This window comes from Microbacterium sp. K41 (genome assembly GCF_004794395.1).
Taxonomy (GTDB): Bacteria; Actinomycetota; Actinomycetes; order Actinomycetales; family Microbacteriaceae; genus Microbacterium; species Microbacterium sufflavum.
In genome coordinates this window covers 1-16580 of record NZ_SSDO01000095.1, presented here as the reverse complement: position 1 = coordinate 16580, position 16580 = coordinate 1, and the positions used below count along the sequence as shown (strand labels likewise).

The 16580-nt window shown below is 71.4% G+C and carries 14 protein-coding genes and 1 riboswitch; of the genes, 9 read left to right on the top strand and 5 right to left on the bottom strand.

Annotated features, from left to right (window positions below; genetic code table 11):
• A partial coding sequence (locus DW309_RS01910) for an ABC transporter ATP-binding protein (RefSeq protein ID WP_240753095.1) occupies positions 1-812 on the bottom strand: 812 nt, incomplete at its 3' end.
• Between the two features lie 82 nt (positions 813-894).
• The gene (locus tag DW309_RS01905; protein ID WP_136028479.1) at positions 895-2766 is read right to left on the bottom strand and encodes an FAD-dependent monooxygenase; all 1872 of its coding nucleotides are present in this window, start codon (positions 2764-2766) and stop codon (positions 895-897) included.
• 138 nt (positions 2767-2904) lie between these two features.
• Here DW309_RS01905 and DW309_RS01900 point away from each other — a divergent pair, with 138 nt between their 5' ends.
• Entirely contained in the window at positions 2905-3615 is a 711-nt protein-coding gene (locus tag DW309_RS01900) for an IclR family transcriptional regulator (protein WP_136044390.1), read from the top strand.
• A 218-nt stretch (positions 3616-3833) separates the two neighbouring features.
• Here DW309_RS01900 and DW309_RS01895 read toward each other — a convergent pair whose 3' ends face one another.
• A complete protein-coding gene (locus DW309_RS01895; RefSeq protein ID WP_136033970.1) occupies positions 3834-5213 on the bottom strand; it encodes an MFS transporter in 1380 nt (459 codons plus the stop codon).
• Between the two features lie 125 nt (positions 5214-5338).
• Between DW309_RS01895 and DW309_RS01890 the strand changes: the two genes are divergently transcribed.
• Genes DW309_RS01890 through DW309_RS01855 form a run of 8 tightly spaced genes read left to right on the top strand, consistent with a single transcriptional unit; the run spans position 5339 to position 13844 of the window.
• The gene (locus DW309_RS01890; protein ID WP_136044389.1) at positions 5339-6838 is read left to right on the top strand and encodes a fumarylacetoacetate hydrolase family protein; all 1500 of its coding nucleotides are present in this window, start codon (positions 5339-5341) and stop codon (positions 6836-6838) included.
• Positions 6835-7521, top strand: a complete 687-nt coding sequence (locus DW309_RS01885; RefSeq protein ID WP_136033966.1) for a GntR family transcriptional regulator — start codon at positions 6835-6837, stop codon at positions 7519-7521. The genes DW309_RS01890 and DW309_RS01885 overlap by 4 nt, the downstream gene beginning before the upstream one ends.
• The gene (hpaE, locus tag DW309_RS01880) at positions 7518-9017 is read left to right on the top strand and encodes a 5-carboxymethyl-2-hydroxymuconate semialdehyde dehydrogenase (protein WP_136033965.1); all 1500 of its coding nucleotides are present in this window, start codon (positions 7518-7520) and stop codon (positions 9015-9017) included. Before DW309_RS01885 ends, hpaE begins: the two co-directional genes overlap by 4 nt.
• 28 nt (positions 9018-9045) lie before the next feature.
• Positions 9046-10212 carry a 3,4-dihydroxyphenylacetate 2,3-dioxygenase gene (gene hpaD / locus DW309_RS01875; RefSeq protein WP_136036961.1) on the top strand — a complete coding sequence of 389 codons (1167 nt, stop codon included), beginning with the start codon at positions 9046-9048 and terminating at the stop codon, positions 10210-10212.
• A 9-nt stretch (positions 10213-10221) separates the two neighbouring features.
• Positions 10222-11007 (top strand): fumarylacetoacetate hydrolase family protein, encoded by a 786-nt coding sequence (locus tag DW309_RS01870; protein WP_136033960.1) that lies wholly within the window; start codon positions 10222-10224, stop codon positions 11005-11007.
• Positions 10992-11792 carry an HpcH/HpaI aldolase family protein gene (locus DW309_RS01865; RefSeq protein ID WP_136036959.1) on the top strand — a complete coding sequence of 267 codons (801 nt, stop codon included), beginning with the start codon at positions 10992-10994 and terminating at the stop codon, positions 11790-11792. Before DW309_RS01870 ends, DW309_RS01865 begins: the two co-directional genes overlap by 16 nt.
• Positions 11793-11851: 59 nt before the next feature.
• Complete coding sequence (locus tag DW309_RS01860; protein WP_136044388.1) at positions 11852-13102, top strand: MFS transporter; 1251 nt, start codon at positions 11852-11854, stop codon at positions 13100-13102.
• Between the two features lie 22 nt (positions 13103-13124).
• A complete protein-coding gene (locus DW309_RS01855; protein ID WP_136044387.1) occupies positions 13125-13844 on the top strand; it encodes a DUF6882 domain-containing protein in 720 nt (239 codons plus the stop codon).
• A gap of 122 nt (positions 13845-13966) precedes the next feature.
• Here DW309_RS01855 and DW309_RS01850 read toward each other — a convergent pair whose 3' ends face one another.
• Both DW309_RS01850 and glyA read right to left on the bottom strand, forming a co-directional pair.
• Positions 13967-14845, bottom strand: a complete 879-nt coding sequence (locus DW309_RS01850) for a bifunctional methylenetetrahydrofolate dehydrogenase/methenyltetrahydrofolate cyclohydrolase (RefSeq protein WP_136044386.1) — start codon at positions 14843-14845, stop codon at positions 13967-13969.
• A 117-nt stretch (positions 14846-14962) separates the two neighbouring features.
• Positions 14963-16237, bottom strand: a complete 1275-nt coding sequence (gene glyA / locus DW309_RS01845; protein WP_136033951.1) for a serine hydroxymethyltransferase — start codon at positions 16235-16237, stop codon at positions 14963-14965.
• A gap of 35 nt (positions 16238-16272) precedes the next feature.
• Positions 16273-16357: riboswitch (ZMP/ZTP riboswitch) on the bottom strand.
• Between the last annotated feature and the right edge of the window lie 223 nt (positions 16358-16580).

The following is a 16580-nucleotide window of genomic DNA, read 5'->3' as shown; positions in this document are numbered from 1 at the left end:
TCCGCGGTCCCCGGGGCGACGGTCGCGGCGACCGTGCGCTCCCCCAGGCTCGCGCGCAGCAGGGCGGTGGGGGCGTCGGCGACGACGGTGCCCCGGTGCATCACGACGGTGCGGCGGGCGAACTGCTCCGCCTCCTCCAGGTAGTGCGTGGCGAACACGATCGTGCGCCCGGCGTCCGCGTCGGCACGCATCACGTCCCAGAAGTGCCGGCGCGCGGTGACGTCCATCCCCGCGGTCGGCTCGTCCAGCACGAGGATGTCCGGGTCGGACACCATCGCGAGGGCGAACTTCACGCGTTGCTGCTCTCCCCCCGAGCACTTCGCGACCCGGCGGCGCGCGAGGCGCGTGAGGTCGGCCCTGGCCATCACGTCGCCCACCCGCGCGATCGCCTCTCCGCCGTGCAGCGAGGCGATGAGGCGCACGGTCTCGCCGACGGTGAGGTCGCCCAGCAGCCCGCCGGTCTGCAGCACCGCGCCGATCGCTCCGCTCGCGGTCGCCCGCTCCGGGGTCATGCCGAGGACCTGCACCGTCCCGCTGCTGGGGGCCGTGAGGCCGAGCAGCATGTCGAGCGTCGTGGTCTTGCCCGCGCCGTTGGGCCCGAGCAGTGCGACGACCTCACCGCGGCGGATCGACAGGTCCACGCCGTCGACGGCCTGCACGCGGCGGTCTCCCGAGCCGTAGTGTCGGCGCACGTCGCGCAGCTCCAGCACGATCGGGGCGTCCGCGGGAGCGGCCGCGGGTTCGGTGTCGGGTCCGGGTGCCGGGCGAGAGGCGACCCGCATCGCCGTCGCGCCCGCAGAGGTGTCGTTCATGCCTCCAGCCTCGCGTCCGCCCGGCCGCGGCGCCGGAGCCCGGTGTCATCTCCTCGACATGACACGTGTCATGCGGCGGACCTCAGCGCGCGGGGAGGAAGGCGCCCTCCAGGAAGCCCTCGAGCTCCGCCACCCCGTCGAGCGGGAAGATCGCGGCCACGTACTGGTCGGGGCGCACCACGACCACGACGCCGTCGCGGGACAGCTCGCGCGCCTCGAAGATGTCCGTCGCGCACCACTTGCTGGGACCGGCGGCGTACACCTTCTCCCAGTCGGTGAGCCCGAGGGGACCCGTCTTCGGCTGGAACAGCGCGGGGGCAGAGGTCACCTCGACCTCCTCGAACGGCTGCGGGTACACGGCCTTCACGTCGAACACCGCGTCCTCGTCGCCGTCGGCCGGGGTGAACCGCGCGAACACGGGTGCCGCGGCCTCGGCCCAGGCCGTGAGCGCCTCGCCGGTCCGGTCGCCGAAGGCGTAGACGCGCCACCGGCCGTCGGCCTTCGCGTGGTGTCCGAGGTGCACGACGTTGCCGTCTCCGACCCGCACGACCTCGGCGGACTTGAAGCGCTTGCCCAGCGGATACCCGACCGCGAGCTCCTGGTGCGCATCGGTGCCCGTGATCATGGAGCCCGTGTACTGCGTCATGAACCCGGAGGGGAACTCGGCCGTCGCGAGGTAGTACGTGGCCAGGTCGTTCGGGTCGGAGATCTCCTCGGGCTTGCGCGCCATGAGGCTCGACCACTCGCGGTCGAAGTCGATCAGCTGCTGCGCGACGGGCCGCCGCTCGGCGCCGTACGTGGCGAGCAGGGACTCGGGCGCGCGGCCGGTGAGCACGGAGCCGAGCTTCCAGCCGAGGTTGAAGCCGTCCTGCATCGAGACGTTCATGCCCTGGCCGGCCTTGGCGCTGTGCGTGTGGCAGGCGTCGCCGGTGAGGAACACGTGCGGCGTCCGCGACTCGCCCTCGTCCACGTCGTCGAAGCCGTCGGTCACGCGGTGCCCGACCTCGTAGACGCTGTGCCAGGCGACCTCGCGCACGTCGAGCGTGTAGGGGTGCAGGATCTCGTTCGCCCTGCGGATGATCTCCTCGATGGGCGTCTGGCGCACGCGGTGGTCGTCGTCGGCGGCGACCTCTCCCAGATCGATGTACATCCGGCTGAGGTAGCCGCCCTCGCGCGGGATGTGGAGGATGTTGCCCGCGGCCGAGTTGATGGCGCACTTGGTGCGCCAGTCCGGGAAGTCGGTGTTGACCAGCACGTCCATGACGCCCCAGGCGTGGGCGGCGCTGGCGCCGACGTGCGTGCGGCCGATCGCCTGGCGCACACCGCTGCGGGCGCCGTCGCAGCCGGCGACGTACTTCGCGCGGATCGTGCGCTCCTCGCCGGCGCGGTCGCCCGCGACGTAGCGGATCCCGACCTCGACGGGGTACTCGCCCTCGTCGTGCACGGTGAGCCCCGTGAACTCCACGCCGTAGTCGGGCGTGATGCGGCCCGGCCCGTTCGCCGCGGCCTCGGCGAAGTAGTCGAGCACGCGCGCCTGGTTGACGATCAGGTGCGGGAACTCGCAGATGTCGTAGGCGTAGTCGGCGGTGCGGGAGGTGCGCACGATGCGATCGCGGTGCTCGGGGTCGGGACCCCAGAAGTTCATCCAGCCGATGTTGTAGGCCTCGGCGATGATGCGCTCGGCGAACCCGAACGCCTGGAAGGTCTCGACGCTGCGCGGCTGGATGCCGTCGGCCTGGCCGAGCACGAGTCGCCCCTCGCGCTTCTCGATGAGGCGCGTGGAGACGTCGGGGTACTGCGACATCTGTGCCGCGAGGAGCATGCCGGCGGGGCCGGACCCGACGATGAGCACGTCGATCTCGTCGGGGAGGTCGGCGGGGCGGTCGGTGCCGATCCCCGCGGCGTCCTGCACGCGGGGGTCTCCGGACACGTAGCCGTGGTGGTGGAACTGCATCGTCGTCGATTCCTTCCGGACGTCGCTGTCGGGTGCTGCGGGGTCTTGCGTCCGAGACGAGCGTGTTCTATATTCGAACACACCGTTCTACTATTGAACACAGCCTAAACCGGCGCCGCGCGCGCCGCAAGGAGCCGCATGCCCGAGAGCCCGACCGCCGCGCCCGCCTCGCAGACGCTCAGCCGCGGGATCCGCATCCTGGAGGTGCTGTCCGACGCACGCCATGCGCTCACGATCGACGAGATCGCCGCGCGGCTCGACGTGCACCGCTCGATCGCCTACCGCCTCCTGCGCACCCTGGAGGACCACGGGCTCGTCAACCGCGACGCGGCGGGCGCCGTCAGCCTCGGCGCCCGCATGGCCGCCCTCGCCGCCGGCGTGGCGCACGACCTGCAGGCCGAGGCGCTGCCCGAGCTCACCGCGATCGCCAACGAGCTCGGCATGACGTGCTTCCTCGCGGTGCTCGACGGCACCGACTGCATCACCCTCGCGAGCGTCGAGCCGCGGCACGCGGTGGCCAGCGTCGCTCAGCGCCCCGGCGCCCGGCACCCGGTGACGGTGGGCGCCCCCGGCAAGGCGATCCTGGCGCAGCTCCCGGTCACCGAGCGGCCGGGCGGCATCTCCCCCGCGCTGCGACGCGAGGTCGAGGCCGCCGCGGAGCGCGGGTACGCCACGAGCCACGACGAGGTCATCCCCACCGTGCAGGCCGTCGCCGTGCCGCTGGTGCTGCGCGGGCAGCGCCCGTGCGCGATCGCCGTCGTGCACGTGGCGACCGACCTCGACGACGCCGACATCGCGGCCCGCCTGCAACGCTCCGCCGCCGTGATCCGCGAGGCCCTCGACGGCTGATCCCACCCGGGGCTCACGCCCGCCGCATCCTCGGATCGATCGCCGCGCGCCGGCGCGCGATGGCACCCTCGCCCCGCGAGGGAGAACGCACGGCACCGGGCACGCGAGGGAGAACGCACCGCACCGGGCACGCGCGAGAGGGCGCACCGCACCGGCCATGCGAACGGGCGCCCCGTCGCCGTCCGGCAACGGGGCGCCCGCAGGATCGATCCTCGGCGTCAGGCCTTCGCGAGACCGCGGATCGGGCTGACCGCCTGCTCCTCCTCGTGATCCGGCCCCAGCGGGATGCCGGAGCGGTCGCGCAGCAGGAGCGTCGCGATCAGACCCAGCAGGGTCATGCCCACGAGGTACCAGGTGACGCCCGCGGTCGAACCGGTCTCCGCGACGATCGCGGTGGCGATCAGGGGCGCGAACGCGCCGCCCGCGATGGCCCCGATCGCGTACGAGATCGAGACGCCGGAGAAGCGGATGCTCGCCGGGAACAGCTCGGTGTAGAGCGCGGCCTGCGGACCGTACGTGAAGCCGAGCCCGATCGTGAGGATCGCGAGCCCGGCGAACAGCAGGCCGATCTCGCCGGTGTTCACGAGCGGGAAGAGCGTGAACACGCCGACCAGCTGCAGCACCCAGCCGATGAGGTAGGTGGTGCGACGGCCGAGGCGGTCCGACACCCAGCCCGCCAGCAGCGTCGTGAGCAGCCAGGTGACCGCCGAGCCGGTGACGGCCCACAGCACGGGTCCGCGCTCGAGGCCGATCGGGCCCTCCGGGTTGGTGGCGTAGCCCTGGATGTAGCCGCCCGTGGTCATGTAGCCGACCGCGTTGTTGCCGGCGAAGACGAGCGCCGCGATGATCACGAGCAGCGCGTGCTTGCGGAACAGCTGCACGATGGGCATCTTCGCCTTCTCCTTGCGCTCGGCGAGCTCGGCGAAGACCGGGCTCTCCTCCACGCGGCGGCGCACGTAGTAGCCGACGAGGATCAGCACCACGCTGAGCAGGAACGGCACGCGCCAGCCCCACGCGAGGAACTGGTCGCCGGGGGCGATCGCCGTCATGAGCGCCATGACGCCGGAGGCGAGCAGCAGTCCGAGCGGCACACCGATCTGCGGCGAGGCGCCGAAGATGCCGCGCTTCGTGCGCGGGGCGTGCTCGACGGCCATCAGCACTGCGCCGCCCCACTCGCCACCGGCCGAGATGCCCTGCACGATGCGCAGCAGCACGAGCAGGATCGGTGCCATCACGCCGATGGTCTCGTAGGTCGGCAGCACACCGATCAGCGCGGTCGCGGCGCCCATGAGGATGAGCGTCCACATGAGCACGGCCTTGCGCCCGAGCTTGTCGCCGAAGTGGCCGGCGAGGAACGCGCCGAGCGGACGGAACAGGAAGCTGACGCCGACCGTGGCGAAGCCGACCAGGGCGCTGTTGGCGCCGAGCGGCGCGAAGAAGAGCTGTCCGAAGACGAGCCCGACCGCCGTGGCGTAGATGAAGAAGTCGTACCACTCGACGGTGGTCCCGACGACGGTGGCGAACACGACGCGGCGCCGATCGGCCGCCGTCGCGATGGTTCCGGTGGGCGTGAACCCATCCTGTGACTGCCCGCTCATGGGGTGTCTCCTTTGCTTGTGACCGCATTGTCACGGCGTGCGTGGACGTGAATCCGATGTGCTTGCCGAGGGGTGACACGATGATATATGATTTCGGATACGACGCACAACGCGTCCGGCACGACATGCACCGAGCGCGAGGAGGCGCCCCCGTGACGGAACCCATCACCCGCCCCGGCAAGATCATCGCGATCCACCTGAGCTACGCGTCCCGCGCCGATCAGCGCGGCCGCCGCCCCGCCGCTCCCTCCTACTTCTTCAAGCCCGCCAGCTCGGTCGGCGTCTCCGGCGGCACGGTCGAGCGCCCGGCCGGCACCGAGCTGCTCGCCTTCGAGGGCGAGATCGCTCTCGTGATCGGCACCGCGGCGCGCCACGTCTCGCTCGCCGATGCGTGGGACCACGTCGGCGCGGTCACCGCGTCGAACGACCTGGGCCTGTACGACCTGCGCGCGAACGACAAGGGCTCCAACGTCCGCTCCAAGGGCGGCGACGGCTACACGCCCCTGGGCCCCGAGCTCATCGACGCCCGCACGGTCGATCCCGCCGCGCTCCGGGTGCGCACCTGGGTCAACGGCGAGCTCCGGCAGGACGACACCACCGCCGGACTGATCTTCCCGCTCGCCCAGCTCGTCGCCGACCTGTCGCAGCACTTCACCCTCGAGCCCGGCGACGTGATCCTCACCGGCACCCCGGCGGGCTCGTCCGTGATCGTGCCGGGCGACGTGGTCGAGGTCGAGGTCGACGCGCCGGACGTGCCCGGCGCTCCGAGCTCCGGCCGCCTGGTGACCACGGTGACGCAGGGCGAGGTGCCGTTCGACGGCGACCTCGGCTCCCTTCCCGCCGTCGACGACCTGCAGCGCACCGAGGCCTGGGGCTCCCGCGAGGAGGCGGGCCTGCCGCCGGAAGAGGACACACCCACGCTCACGCCCGAGCTGCGCGCCCAGCTGCTCGAGGCTCCGACCGCCGGGCTGTCGGCTCAGCTGCGCAAGCGCGGCCACCACTCCTGCTTCATCGACGGCGTCTCGGCGAACCTCCCCGGCACCAAGATCGTCGGCACCGCGAAGACGCTGCGCTTCGTGCCGTTCCGCGAAGACCTGTTCCGTTCGCACGGCGGCGGATACAACGCCCAGAAGCGCGCGTTCGACGCGGTCGCCGAGGGCGAGGTCATCGTGATCGAGGCCCGGGGCGACGCCACCACCGGCACGCTGGGCGACATCCTCGCGCTGCGGGCGCAGAATCGCGGGGCCGCGGGCGTCGTGACCGACGGCGGCGTGCGCGACTTCGACGCGGTCGCCGAGATCGGGCTCCCCGTGTTCTCGCAGGGCGCGCACCCCTCGGTGCTCGGCCGCAAGCACGTGCCGTGGGACGTCGATGTGACCATCTCGTGCGGCGGCGCGACCGTGCAGCCCGGCGACATCATCGTGGGCGACGGCGACGGTGTGATCGTGATCCCGCCGGCTCTGGCGGCCGAGGTCGCCGCCGACGCGATCGCGCAGGAGGTCGAGGACGCCTGGATCGCCGAGCAGGTCGCCGCCGGCCACCCGGTCGACGGTCTCTTCCCGCTGAACGCCGAGTGGCGCGCCCGCTACGAGCAGGCCACCGGGGCCGGGAAGGACCAGCGGTGAGCACGGTCGAGAGCGCGAGCAAGTCGGAGCAGGCGTACGCCTGGATCCGCTCGCGCATCTCCGCGCACACCTACGGCCCTGGCTACCGTCTGGTGCTCGGCCCGATCGCCGACGAGCTGGGCATGAGCGTGGTGCCGGTGCGCGAGGCCATCCGCCGACTGGAGGCCGAGGGGCTGGTGACGTTCGAGCGGAACGTGGGCGCCCGGGTGACCCTCGTCGACGAGGGCGAGTACGCCCACACGATGCAGACGCTCGGGCTGGTGGAGGGCGCGGCGACCGCGCTGTCCGCTCCCCTGCTCGACGCCGACGCACTCGCCGAGGCCGCCGAGGTCAACGACCGCATGGCCCGGCTGCTCGACCACTTCGACCCGCACGCGTTCACGGAGCTGAACCGCCAGTTCCACTCGGTGCTGTTCGAGCCGTGCCCCAACCCGCACCTGCTCGACCTCGTGCACCGCGGCTGGGCCCGGCTGTCCGGCATCCGTGACTCCACGTTCGCCTACGTGCCCGGCCGTGCGCACCACTCCGTGGACGAGCACGCCCAGATCCTCGAGCTGATCCGCGACGGCGCCGAGCCGCTGGAGATCGAGCTCGCCGCCCGCAACCACCGCTGGCGCACGAGGGACGCGTTCCTCGATGCGCTGCACACCCGTTCCGTCCCCGCCGAAGGAGAAGCATCATGACCGACTCCCGCATCCCCGCCGACCTGCCCGACCACATCCAGCACTACATCGACGGCTCCTTCGTCGACTCGGTCGACGGCGACACGTTCGACGTGCTCGACCCGGTGACGAACCAGACCTACACCACGGCCGCCGCCGGCAAGAAGGCCGACATCGACCTCGCCGTCGCCGCCGCCAAGCGCGCGTTCGACGAGGGGCCCTGGCCGCGCATGCTCCCTCGCGAGCGCTCGCGCGTTCTGCACCGCATCGCCGACATCGTCGAGTCGCGCGACGCCCGCCTCGCCGAGCTGGAGTCGTACGACTCGGGTCTGCCGATCACGCAGGCGCTGGGTCAGGCCCGCCGCGCCGCCGAGAACTTCCGCTTCTTCGCCGACCTGATCGTGGCGCAGGCCGACGACGCGTTCAAGGTGCCCGGCAAGCAGATGAACTACGTCAACCGCAAGCCGATCGGCGTCGCCGGGCTCATCACCCCGTGGAACACGCCGTTCATGCTCGAGTCGTGGAAGCTGGGTCCCGCGCTCGCGACCGGCAACACGGTCGTGCTGAAGCCGGCCGAGTTCACGCCGCTGTCCGCCTCGCTGTGGGCGGGCATCTTCGAGGAGGCCGGGCTGCCGCAGGGCGTGTTCAACCTCGTCAACGGCCTGGGTGAAGACGCGGGTGACGCCCTCGTGAAGCACCCCGACGTGCCGCTCATCTCGTTCACTGGCGAGAGCCGCACCGGGCAGATCATCTTCGGCAACGCCGCTCCGTTCCTCAAGGGACTGTCGATGGAGCTCGGCGGCAAGTCGCCCGCCGTGGTGTTCGCCGACGCCGACCTCGAGGCCGCGGTCGACGCGACCATCTTCGGCGTCTTCTCCCTCAACGGCGAGCGCTGCACCGCCGGGTCGCGCATCATCGTCGAGCGGTCGATCTACGACGAGTTCGTGGAGCGCTACGCCGCCCAGGCGAAGCGCGTGAAGGTGGGCTACCCGCACGACCCCGCGACCGAGGTCGGCGCGCTCGTTCACCCCGAGCACTACGACAAGGTGATGAGCTACGTCGAGATCGGCAAGTCCGAGGGGCGTCTGGTCGCCGGTGGCGGCCGCCCCGAGGGCTTCGAGGAGGGCAACTTCGTCGCGCCGACTGTGTTCGCCGATGTCTCCCCTGACGCCCGCATCTTCCAGGAGGAGATCTTCGGCCCGGTGGTCGCCATCACCCCGTTCGACTCCGACGAGGAGGCGCTCGCGCTCGCGAACAACACCAAGTACGGGCTCGCGGCGTACATCTGGACCAACGACCTCAAGCGCGCGCACACGTTCGCGCAGTCGGTCGAGGCGGGCATGGTGTGGCTGAACAGCAACAACGTGCGCGACCTGCGCACCCCGTTCGGCGGGGTGAAGGCGTCGGGCCTCGGCCACGAGGGCGGCTACCGCTCGATCGACTTCTACACCGACCAGCAGAGCGTGCACATCACGCTCGCCTCCACGCCCCACAACCCGACCTTCGGCAAGAACTGACACCCGTCGCACGAGCAAGGACGCTGACATGACCGACAAGACCAAGAAGACGCTGACCTCCTCGGGGTACTACGTGAGCCAGGAGGCTCCGATCGAGTCCGACAACCCCGTCGCGACGCCGAAGAGCACCCCGCCCGACATCCTGCGCTGCGCGTACATGGAGCTCGTGGTGACCGACCTGGCCGCCTCGCGCCAGTTCTACGTCGACATCCTCGGCCTGTACGTGACCGAGGAGGACGACGAGGCCATCTACCTGCGCTCCACCGAGGAGTTCATCCACCACAACCTGGTGCTGCGCCAGGGCCCGATCGCCGCGGTGGCCGCGTTCTCGTACCGGGTGCGTTCGGCCGAGGACCTCGACCGCGCCGTGGAGTTCTACACCGAGCTCGGCTGCGACGTGCGCCGCAAGGAGGACGGGTTCGTGAAGGGCATCGGCGACTCCGTGCGCGTGGTCGACCCGCTCGGCTTCCCGTACGAGTTCTTCTTCGCCACCGACCATGTCGAGCGCCTGTCCTGGCGGTACGACCTGCACACCCCGGGTGAGCTCGTTCGCCTCGACCACTTCAACCAGGTCACCCCCGACGTGCCGCGCGCCGTGCGCCACTACCAGGACCTCGGCTTCCGCGTGACGGAGGACATCCAGGACGACGAGGGCACCGTGTACGCCGCGTGGATGCGCCGCAAGCCCACCGTGCACGACACCGCCGCGACCGGCGGTGACGGCCCGCGCATGCACCACGTCGCCTTCGCGACGCACGAGAAGCACAACATCCTCGCGATCTGCGACAAGCTCGGCGCGCTCCGCCGCTCCGACGCGATCGAGCGGGGCCCCGGCCGTCACGGCGTCTCCAACGCGTTCTACCTCTACCTGCGCGACCCCGACGGCCACCGCGTCGAGATCTACACGCAGGACTACTACACGGGCGACCCCGACAACCCCGTGGTCACGTGGGACGTGCACGACAACCAGCGCCGCGACTGGTGGGGCACCCCGGTCGTGCCGTCCTGGTACACCGACGCGTCGCTCGTGCTCGACCTCGACGGCAACCCGCAGCCGGTCGTCGCCCGCACGGACTCCAGCGAGATGGCGGTCACGATCGGCGCCGACGGCTTCTCGTACACGCGCGCCGACGAGGGCGAGGGCTCGATGCCCGAGTACAAGCAGGGCGAGTACAAGCTGGGCCACCAGCTCTAGGGGGCACGGATGCTGTCTGAGGAGACGATCGCGCAGATCGCGGCGGAGCTCGCCGAGGCCGACCGCACGCACGGCGTGATCCCGCGCATCACCGCGCGGTACCCGGAGGCCACCGTCGAGGACTCGTACGCGATCCAGGGTGTGTGGCGCGACTCGCAGGTCGCGGCGGGGCGCCGGCTGGTGGGCCGCAAGATCGGGCTGACCTCGAAGGCCATGCAGCAGGCGACGGGCATCACCGAGCCCGACTACGGCGTCATGTTCGACGACACCGTCTACGAGTCCGGCGCCGAGATCCCGACCGCGCACTTCTCGAACGTGCGCATCGAGGTCGAGCTCGCCTTCGTGCTGAAGGAACCCCTGGAGGGTCCGGACTGCACGCTGGACGACGCCCTGGCCGCGATCGACTACGCGGTCCCCGCGCTGGAGGTGCTCAACTCGCACATCGAGCTGGAGGGCCGCACGATCGTCGACACGATCAGCGACAACGCCGCCTACGGGGCGATGGTGCTGGGGACCGTGCGCAAGCGCCCCGATGAGATCGATCTGCGCTGGGTGCCCGGTGTGCTGTCGCGCAACGGCGAGATCGAGGAGACGGGCGTGGCCGCCGGCGTCCTCGGCCACCCCGCCACCGGCGTCGCGTGGCTCGCGAACAAGTTCCACCAGCACGGCGCGCGGCTGGAGCCTGGCGAGATCATCCTGGCAGGATCGTTCACGCGCCCGATGTGGGTGTCGCGCGGCGACGAGGTGCTGTGCGACTACGGACCGATGGGAACCATCACATGCCGCTTCGTCTAGCCCCGTCGTTCCGCGCACAGCTCGCGGAGTCCGACCGGCCGTTCGTGGGGATGTGGGTGTGCTCCGGCAGCCCGCTGCTCGCCGAGGTGGCCGCGGGCTCCGGCCTGGACTGGCTCCTGATCGACATGGAGCACTCCGCCAACACGCTCGAGTCGGTGCTCCTCCAGCTCCAGGCGGTCGCGGCGTACCCGGTCACCCCGCTCGTGCGAGCTCCCTTCAACGACGCGGTCGCGCTGAAGCAGATCCTCGACCTCGGCGCGCAGAATCTGATCGTGCCGATGGTGTCGTCCGCCGAGGAGGCCCGCGCCGCCGTGTCCGCGACCCGCTACCCGCCGGAGGGGGTGCGCGGCGTCGGCAGCGCCCTGGCCCGCAGCGCCCGGTGGAACCGCGTCGAGCGGTACCTGCAGGAGTCGGCGCAGCACACCTCGCTCACGGTGCAGATCGAGACGACCGCGGGGGTGGAGGCCGCGGCCGACATCGCGGCGGTCGACGGCGTCGATGCCGTGTTCGTCGGCCCGTCCGACCTGTCCGCGTCGATGGGGCTGCTCGGCCAGCAGACGCATCCCGACGTCGTCGCCGCGGTGGAACGGGTGTTCACGGCCGTGCACGACGCCGGGAAGCCGGTGGGCGTGAACGCGTTCGACCCCGCCGCGGCCGACGCCTACCTCGCGGCGGGCGCGGACTTCGTGGCGGTGGGCGCCGACGTGGCGCTGCTCGCCCGGGCGTCCGAGGCACTGGCCACGCGCTTCATCGGCACGGACGGCACACCGCGCTCCAGCTACTGACCCGCCGCGCCGCGTGATCCGTGGCAGGATGACTCGGTGCACAGCAGCGAGGCGTCCCGATGATCCGCGGTCTCGCGGCGATGCAGGACCGCAACTTCCGCTGGTTCTTCCTGGCGCGGGCGATCACGATGATCACCGGCTCGATGTCGTCGATCGCGCTGGCCTTCGCGGTGCTGGAGATCGACAACGACGCCCGGTCGCTGTCGATCGTGCTGGCCGCGTTCACCGTCAGCAACATCGTGTTCGTGCTGTTCGGCGGGGTCATCGCCGACCGCCTGCCGCGCGCGCTCATCATCCAGTCCTGCTACGTCGTCGACATCCTGTCGATCGGCGCGATGGCGGCCCTGCTCTTCACCGGCACCGCGACGGTCCCCCTGCTGGCGATCCTGTCGGTGGTCAACGGCGCCTCCACCGCGTTCGTGCTCCCGGCGATGCAGGGCATCATCCCGCAGCTGACCACCCCGGAGCACCTGCAGCAGGCGAACGCGATGCTGTCGTTCGTGCGGTCGGCCGTCACGATCGGCGGACCGGTGATCGCGGGTGTCGTGGTCGCGGCCGCCGGCCCCGCGTGGGCCATGGTGGTGCAGGCTGCGGGCTGGCTGGTCGCGATCCCGGTCCTCGCACTCGTGAAGCTGCCTCCGCCCGCCGCGGAGGGCGGCACCACGATGTTCCACGACCTGCGGATCGGGTGGCACGAGTTCTGGAGCCGCAGTTGGCTGTGGACCATCGTGCTGGCCTTCATGATCATGAACGCGATCCACGTCGGGGCGTGGGGGGTGGTGGGGCCCTACATCGCGAAGAACGACGACCGGCTCGGCATCACCGGCTGGGGGTGGGTGCTCAGCGCGGAGGGCGTCGGCGTGCTGCTGATGACGCTGCTGCTGATGTGGGTGCCGCTGCGGCGTCCGCTGCGCTACGGGATGATCGGGATGGCCGCGTTCGCGATCCCGCTCACCGTGCTCGGCGTGCATCCCGGGGTGGTGCTGCTGGCGATGGCCGCGTTCCTCGCGGGGGCCGGAGCCGAGGTGTTCGCGACGGGCTGGAACCTCGCGATGATGGAGAACGTGCCCGGCGAGAAGCTCTCGCGCGTCGCCAGCTACGACATGCTGGGCAGCTTCGTGGTGATGCCGATCGGCACGCTCGTGTACGGCTGGCTGATCACCCAGGCCGATCCGGCCACCGTGCTGATCGCGTCCGGCGCGGTATACGGCGCGATCGCCCTGACGACGCTCGCGGTCCCCAGCGTCTGGCGGATGGGACGACCGGCGGCGGCGGTCGTTCCGGCCCGCGCCGAGGTGGCGGATTCATAGCAATCACGGGGAGACTGGGGGCATGACCTTCGCCGCCCTCCAGCCGCTCGCCGACCGTGCCGCCCTGTTCACCGCGCTCCGCCAGGACGCCCTCTCCGCGGCTGCCGATGCGCTCGGCGAGCACCGCTGGGATGCCGACCTGACTGCGGGCACGCTCACGTTCACGGCGAACGCGGATCCCACGCGGCAGCTGGTGACCCGCGCCCACCTGATCGCGACGATCGCCCCCGGGCCGCGCTCGCTGCTGTGGGCATGGGCGCACCCGCAGGGCGACCCCCAGGGTGTCGCGGCCCAGCTGCGCGCGTACGGCACCGAGCACGGGGTCGCCGAGCTGACCTCCCCCGAGGTGCCGTTCCCGGCCGAGGCCTCGGGCGACGCGGACTGGATCGCGCAGGCGGCGCACACGATCGGCGGGGTCGCGGTCGAGCTGACCGGGCGCTCCCCGTACTACTCCGCGCCGGTCGACGGCGGCACGCGCGCGGTGTTCCTCCTCGACGCACCGCTGGCGCCGCTCACGGTGGCCGACGCCGTGGTCGCGCTCCCCCGCGTGCTCTCCGGTGCGGCGCTGCCCGACGCCCGGACGTCGGTGTGGGACCTCGCTCGTCTGGCCGGCTGGACGCTCACGTGGACCGACGAGGCGTTTTCCGGTGCGACCGTAGTCGACACGAGCGGCACCGCGACGTTCCGCTTCGACGAGCAGGCGCGCATCAGCGGCGTCGAGAGCTCGCTGCACGGTCGCTGAGCCCAGTCTCCTCCCGCCGGCACCGTCTCCTCGCACCGTCTCCTCGCGCTGCGGAATGGAGAAGGCGCCCCTCCCGGCCGGGTGGGGCGCCTTCTCGATCCCGCGGTGACGGGCCGCCGGGGTCAGACCGCGCGCTCGGCGGCTTCGACCACGTTGGTCATGAGCAGCGCCACCGTCATCGGTCCGACGCCGCCGGGGTTGGGCGACAGGTAGCCGGCGACCTCCGCCACATCGGGCGCGACATCGCCGAACACCAGGCTCTTGCCCGTCTCCGGGTCGGTCTCGCGGGTCACGCCCACGTCGAGCACGGCGGCGCCCGGCTTCACGTCCTCGGCGCGGACGAGGTGCTTCACGCCCGCGGCGGCCACGATCACGTCGGCCTCCCGCAGGTAGCGCGGCATGTCGACCGTGCCGGTGTGGGTGAGCGTGACGGTGGCGTTGAGGTCGCGGCGGGTCAGCAGCAGCCCGATCGAGCGGCCGATCGTGACGCCGCGGCCGACCACCACCACGTGCTTCCCCTTCAGGTCGTAGTCGTTGCGCAGCAGCAGCTCGATCACCCCGCGCGGCGTGCACGGCAGCGGCGTGTGGATGGGCGCGTTGACGTTGAGCACGAGCCGGCCGAGGTTGGTCGGGTGCAGGCCGTCGGCGTCCTTCGCCGGGTCGATCCGCTCCAGGATGGCGTCGGTGTCGAGGTGCTTCGGCAGCGGGAGCTGCACGATGTAGCCGTGGCAGGCGGGGTCGGCGTTGAGCTCGTCGATCAGCGCCTCGACGTCCTCCTGGGTCGCGTCGGCGGGCAGCTCGCGCTGGATCGAGTTCATGCCGATCGCCTCGGACTGCCGGTGCTTCATGCCGACGTACAGCTGCGAGGCCGGGTCGGCACCGACGAGCACGGTCGCGATGCCCGGCGTGATCCCGCGCTCCTTCAGTGCGGCGACCCGCTCGGTCAGCTCGGCCCGGATCTCGGCCGCGGCGGCCTTCCCGTCCAGGATCTTCGCGGTCATGTGATTCCTCTTCTTCTCTCCCCTCCCGCCGGGTGCAGGACTTCCCGTCGAGTGCACGCCCCGCTCGCGTGAGCAGGCCGTGCACTCGGCAGGATCCGGTGCGCTCGGCGCGAGGGACTACTGCTGCAGGTCGGGGTAGAGCGGGAAGGCGGCGGCGAGCGCGTCCACACGGGCGCGCAGGGCCTCCACGTCGGCGCCGGGCAGCAGTGCGAGCGCGATGATGTCGGCCACCTCGGTGAACTCCGCGTCGCCGAAGCCGCGCGTCGCGAGCGCCGGGGTGCCGATGCGCAGGCCCGAGGTCACCATCGGCGGACGCGGGTCGTTCGGCACGGCGTTGCGGTTCACGGTGATGTGGATATCGTGCAGGAGGTCTTCCGCCTGCTTGCCGTCGATCTCCGCGTCGCGCAGGTCGACCAGCACGAGGTGCACGTCGGTGCCGCCGGAGCGCACGGCGATGCCCGCGTCCTGCACGTCCTGCTGCGACAGGCGCTCGGCGATGAGGGCGGCGCCGCGGAGCACGCGCTCCTGCCGCTCCTTGAACTCGGGGGTGCCGGCGAGCTTGAACGCGGTGGCCTTGGCGGCGATCACGTGCATGAGCGGACCGCCCTGCTGGCCCGGGAACACCGCGCTGTTGATCTTCTTGGCGATGTCGGCGTCGTTCGTCAGGATGAAGCCGGAGCGGGGGCCGCCGATCGTCTTGTGCACGGTCGAGGAGACGACGTGCGCGTGCGGGACCGGGTTGGGGTGCAGACCCGCGGCGACGAGGCCGGCGAAGTGCGCCATGTCGACCCACAGCACCGCACCGACCTCGTCGGCGATCGCGCGGAAGGCCGCGAAGTCCATCGTGCGCGGGTACGCCGACCAGCCGGCGATGATCACCTTCGGCTTGTGCTCGAGCGCGAGGCGACGCACCTCGTCCATGTCGATGGTCGAGGTCTCGGGGTTCACGCCGTAGGCGACGATGTCGTACAGGCGGCCGGAGAAGTTGATCTTCATGCCGTGCGTGAGGTGCCCGCCCTGGTCGAGCGAGAGGCCGAGGAGCGTGTCGCCGGGGCGGGCGATCGCGTGCAGCACGGCCGCGTTGGCGGACGCGCCGGAGTGCGGCTGGACGTTGGCGAACTCAGCACCGAAGAGGCTCTTGGCCCGCTCGATCGCCAGCGACTCGGCGACGTCGACCTCTTCGCACCCGCCGTAGTAGCGGCGGCCCGGGTAGCCCTCGGCGTACTTGTTGGTCAGCACGGAGCCCTGCGACTGCAGCACCGAGACGGGGACGAAGTTCTCCGAGGCGATCATCTCGAGGAAGGTCTGCTGACGCTTCAGCTCGCGGTCGAGGACCTGGGCGATCTCCGGGTCGACCTCGGCGAGCGGGGCGTTGAAGTAACGGTCGGTCATGACGTGCTCCTTTGACGACGGATTCGAGGGGTGTTCGCATCGGCCCAGGCGCGCGGTCGAATTCCGTGGTCAGTCGCTCCCCGGTGGTAGTCCACCCAGACGCCAGTCGCGACGGTTACGAGCATAGCGGATCGGCGGAGCGGGACAGCGCGCTGCCGGCGGGTGCCCGACCGGCCACGCAGAATCGTTTCGATTCCGCTGTTCCCCTGGGCGTCCGCGGCCGATAGGTTTTGTTCATGGTCCTTCCTCTCGAGCTCCCCCTCGTGCCCGCCCCCGCCTCCGCCACCGTCGGCGACGGCCGCCTCGCGATCACCTCCACGTCCCGCATCCAGGCCTCCTCCCC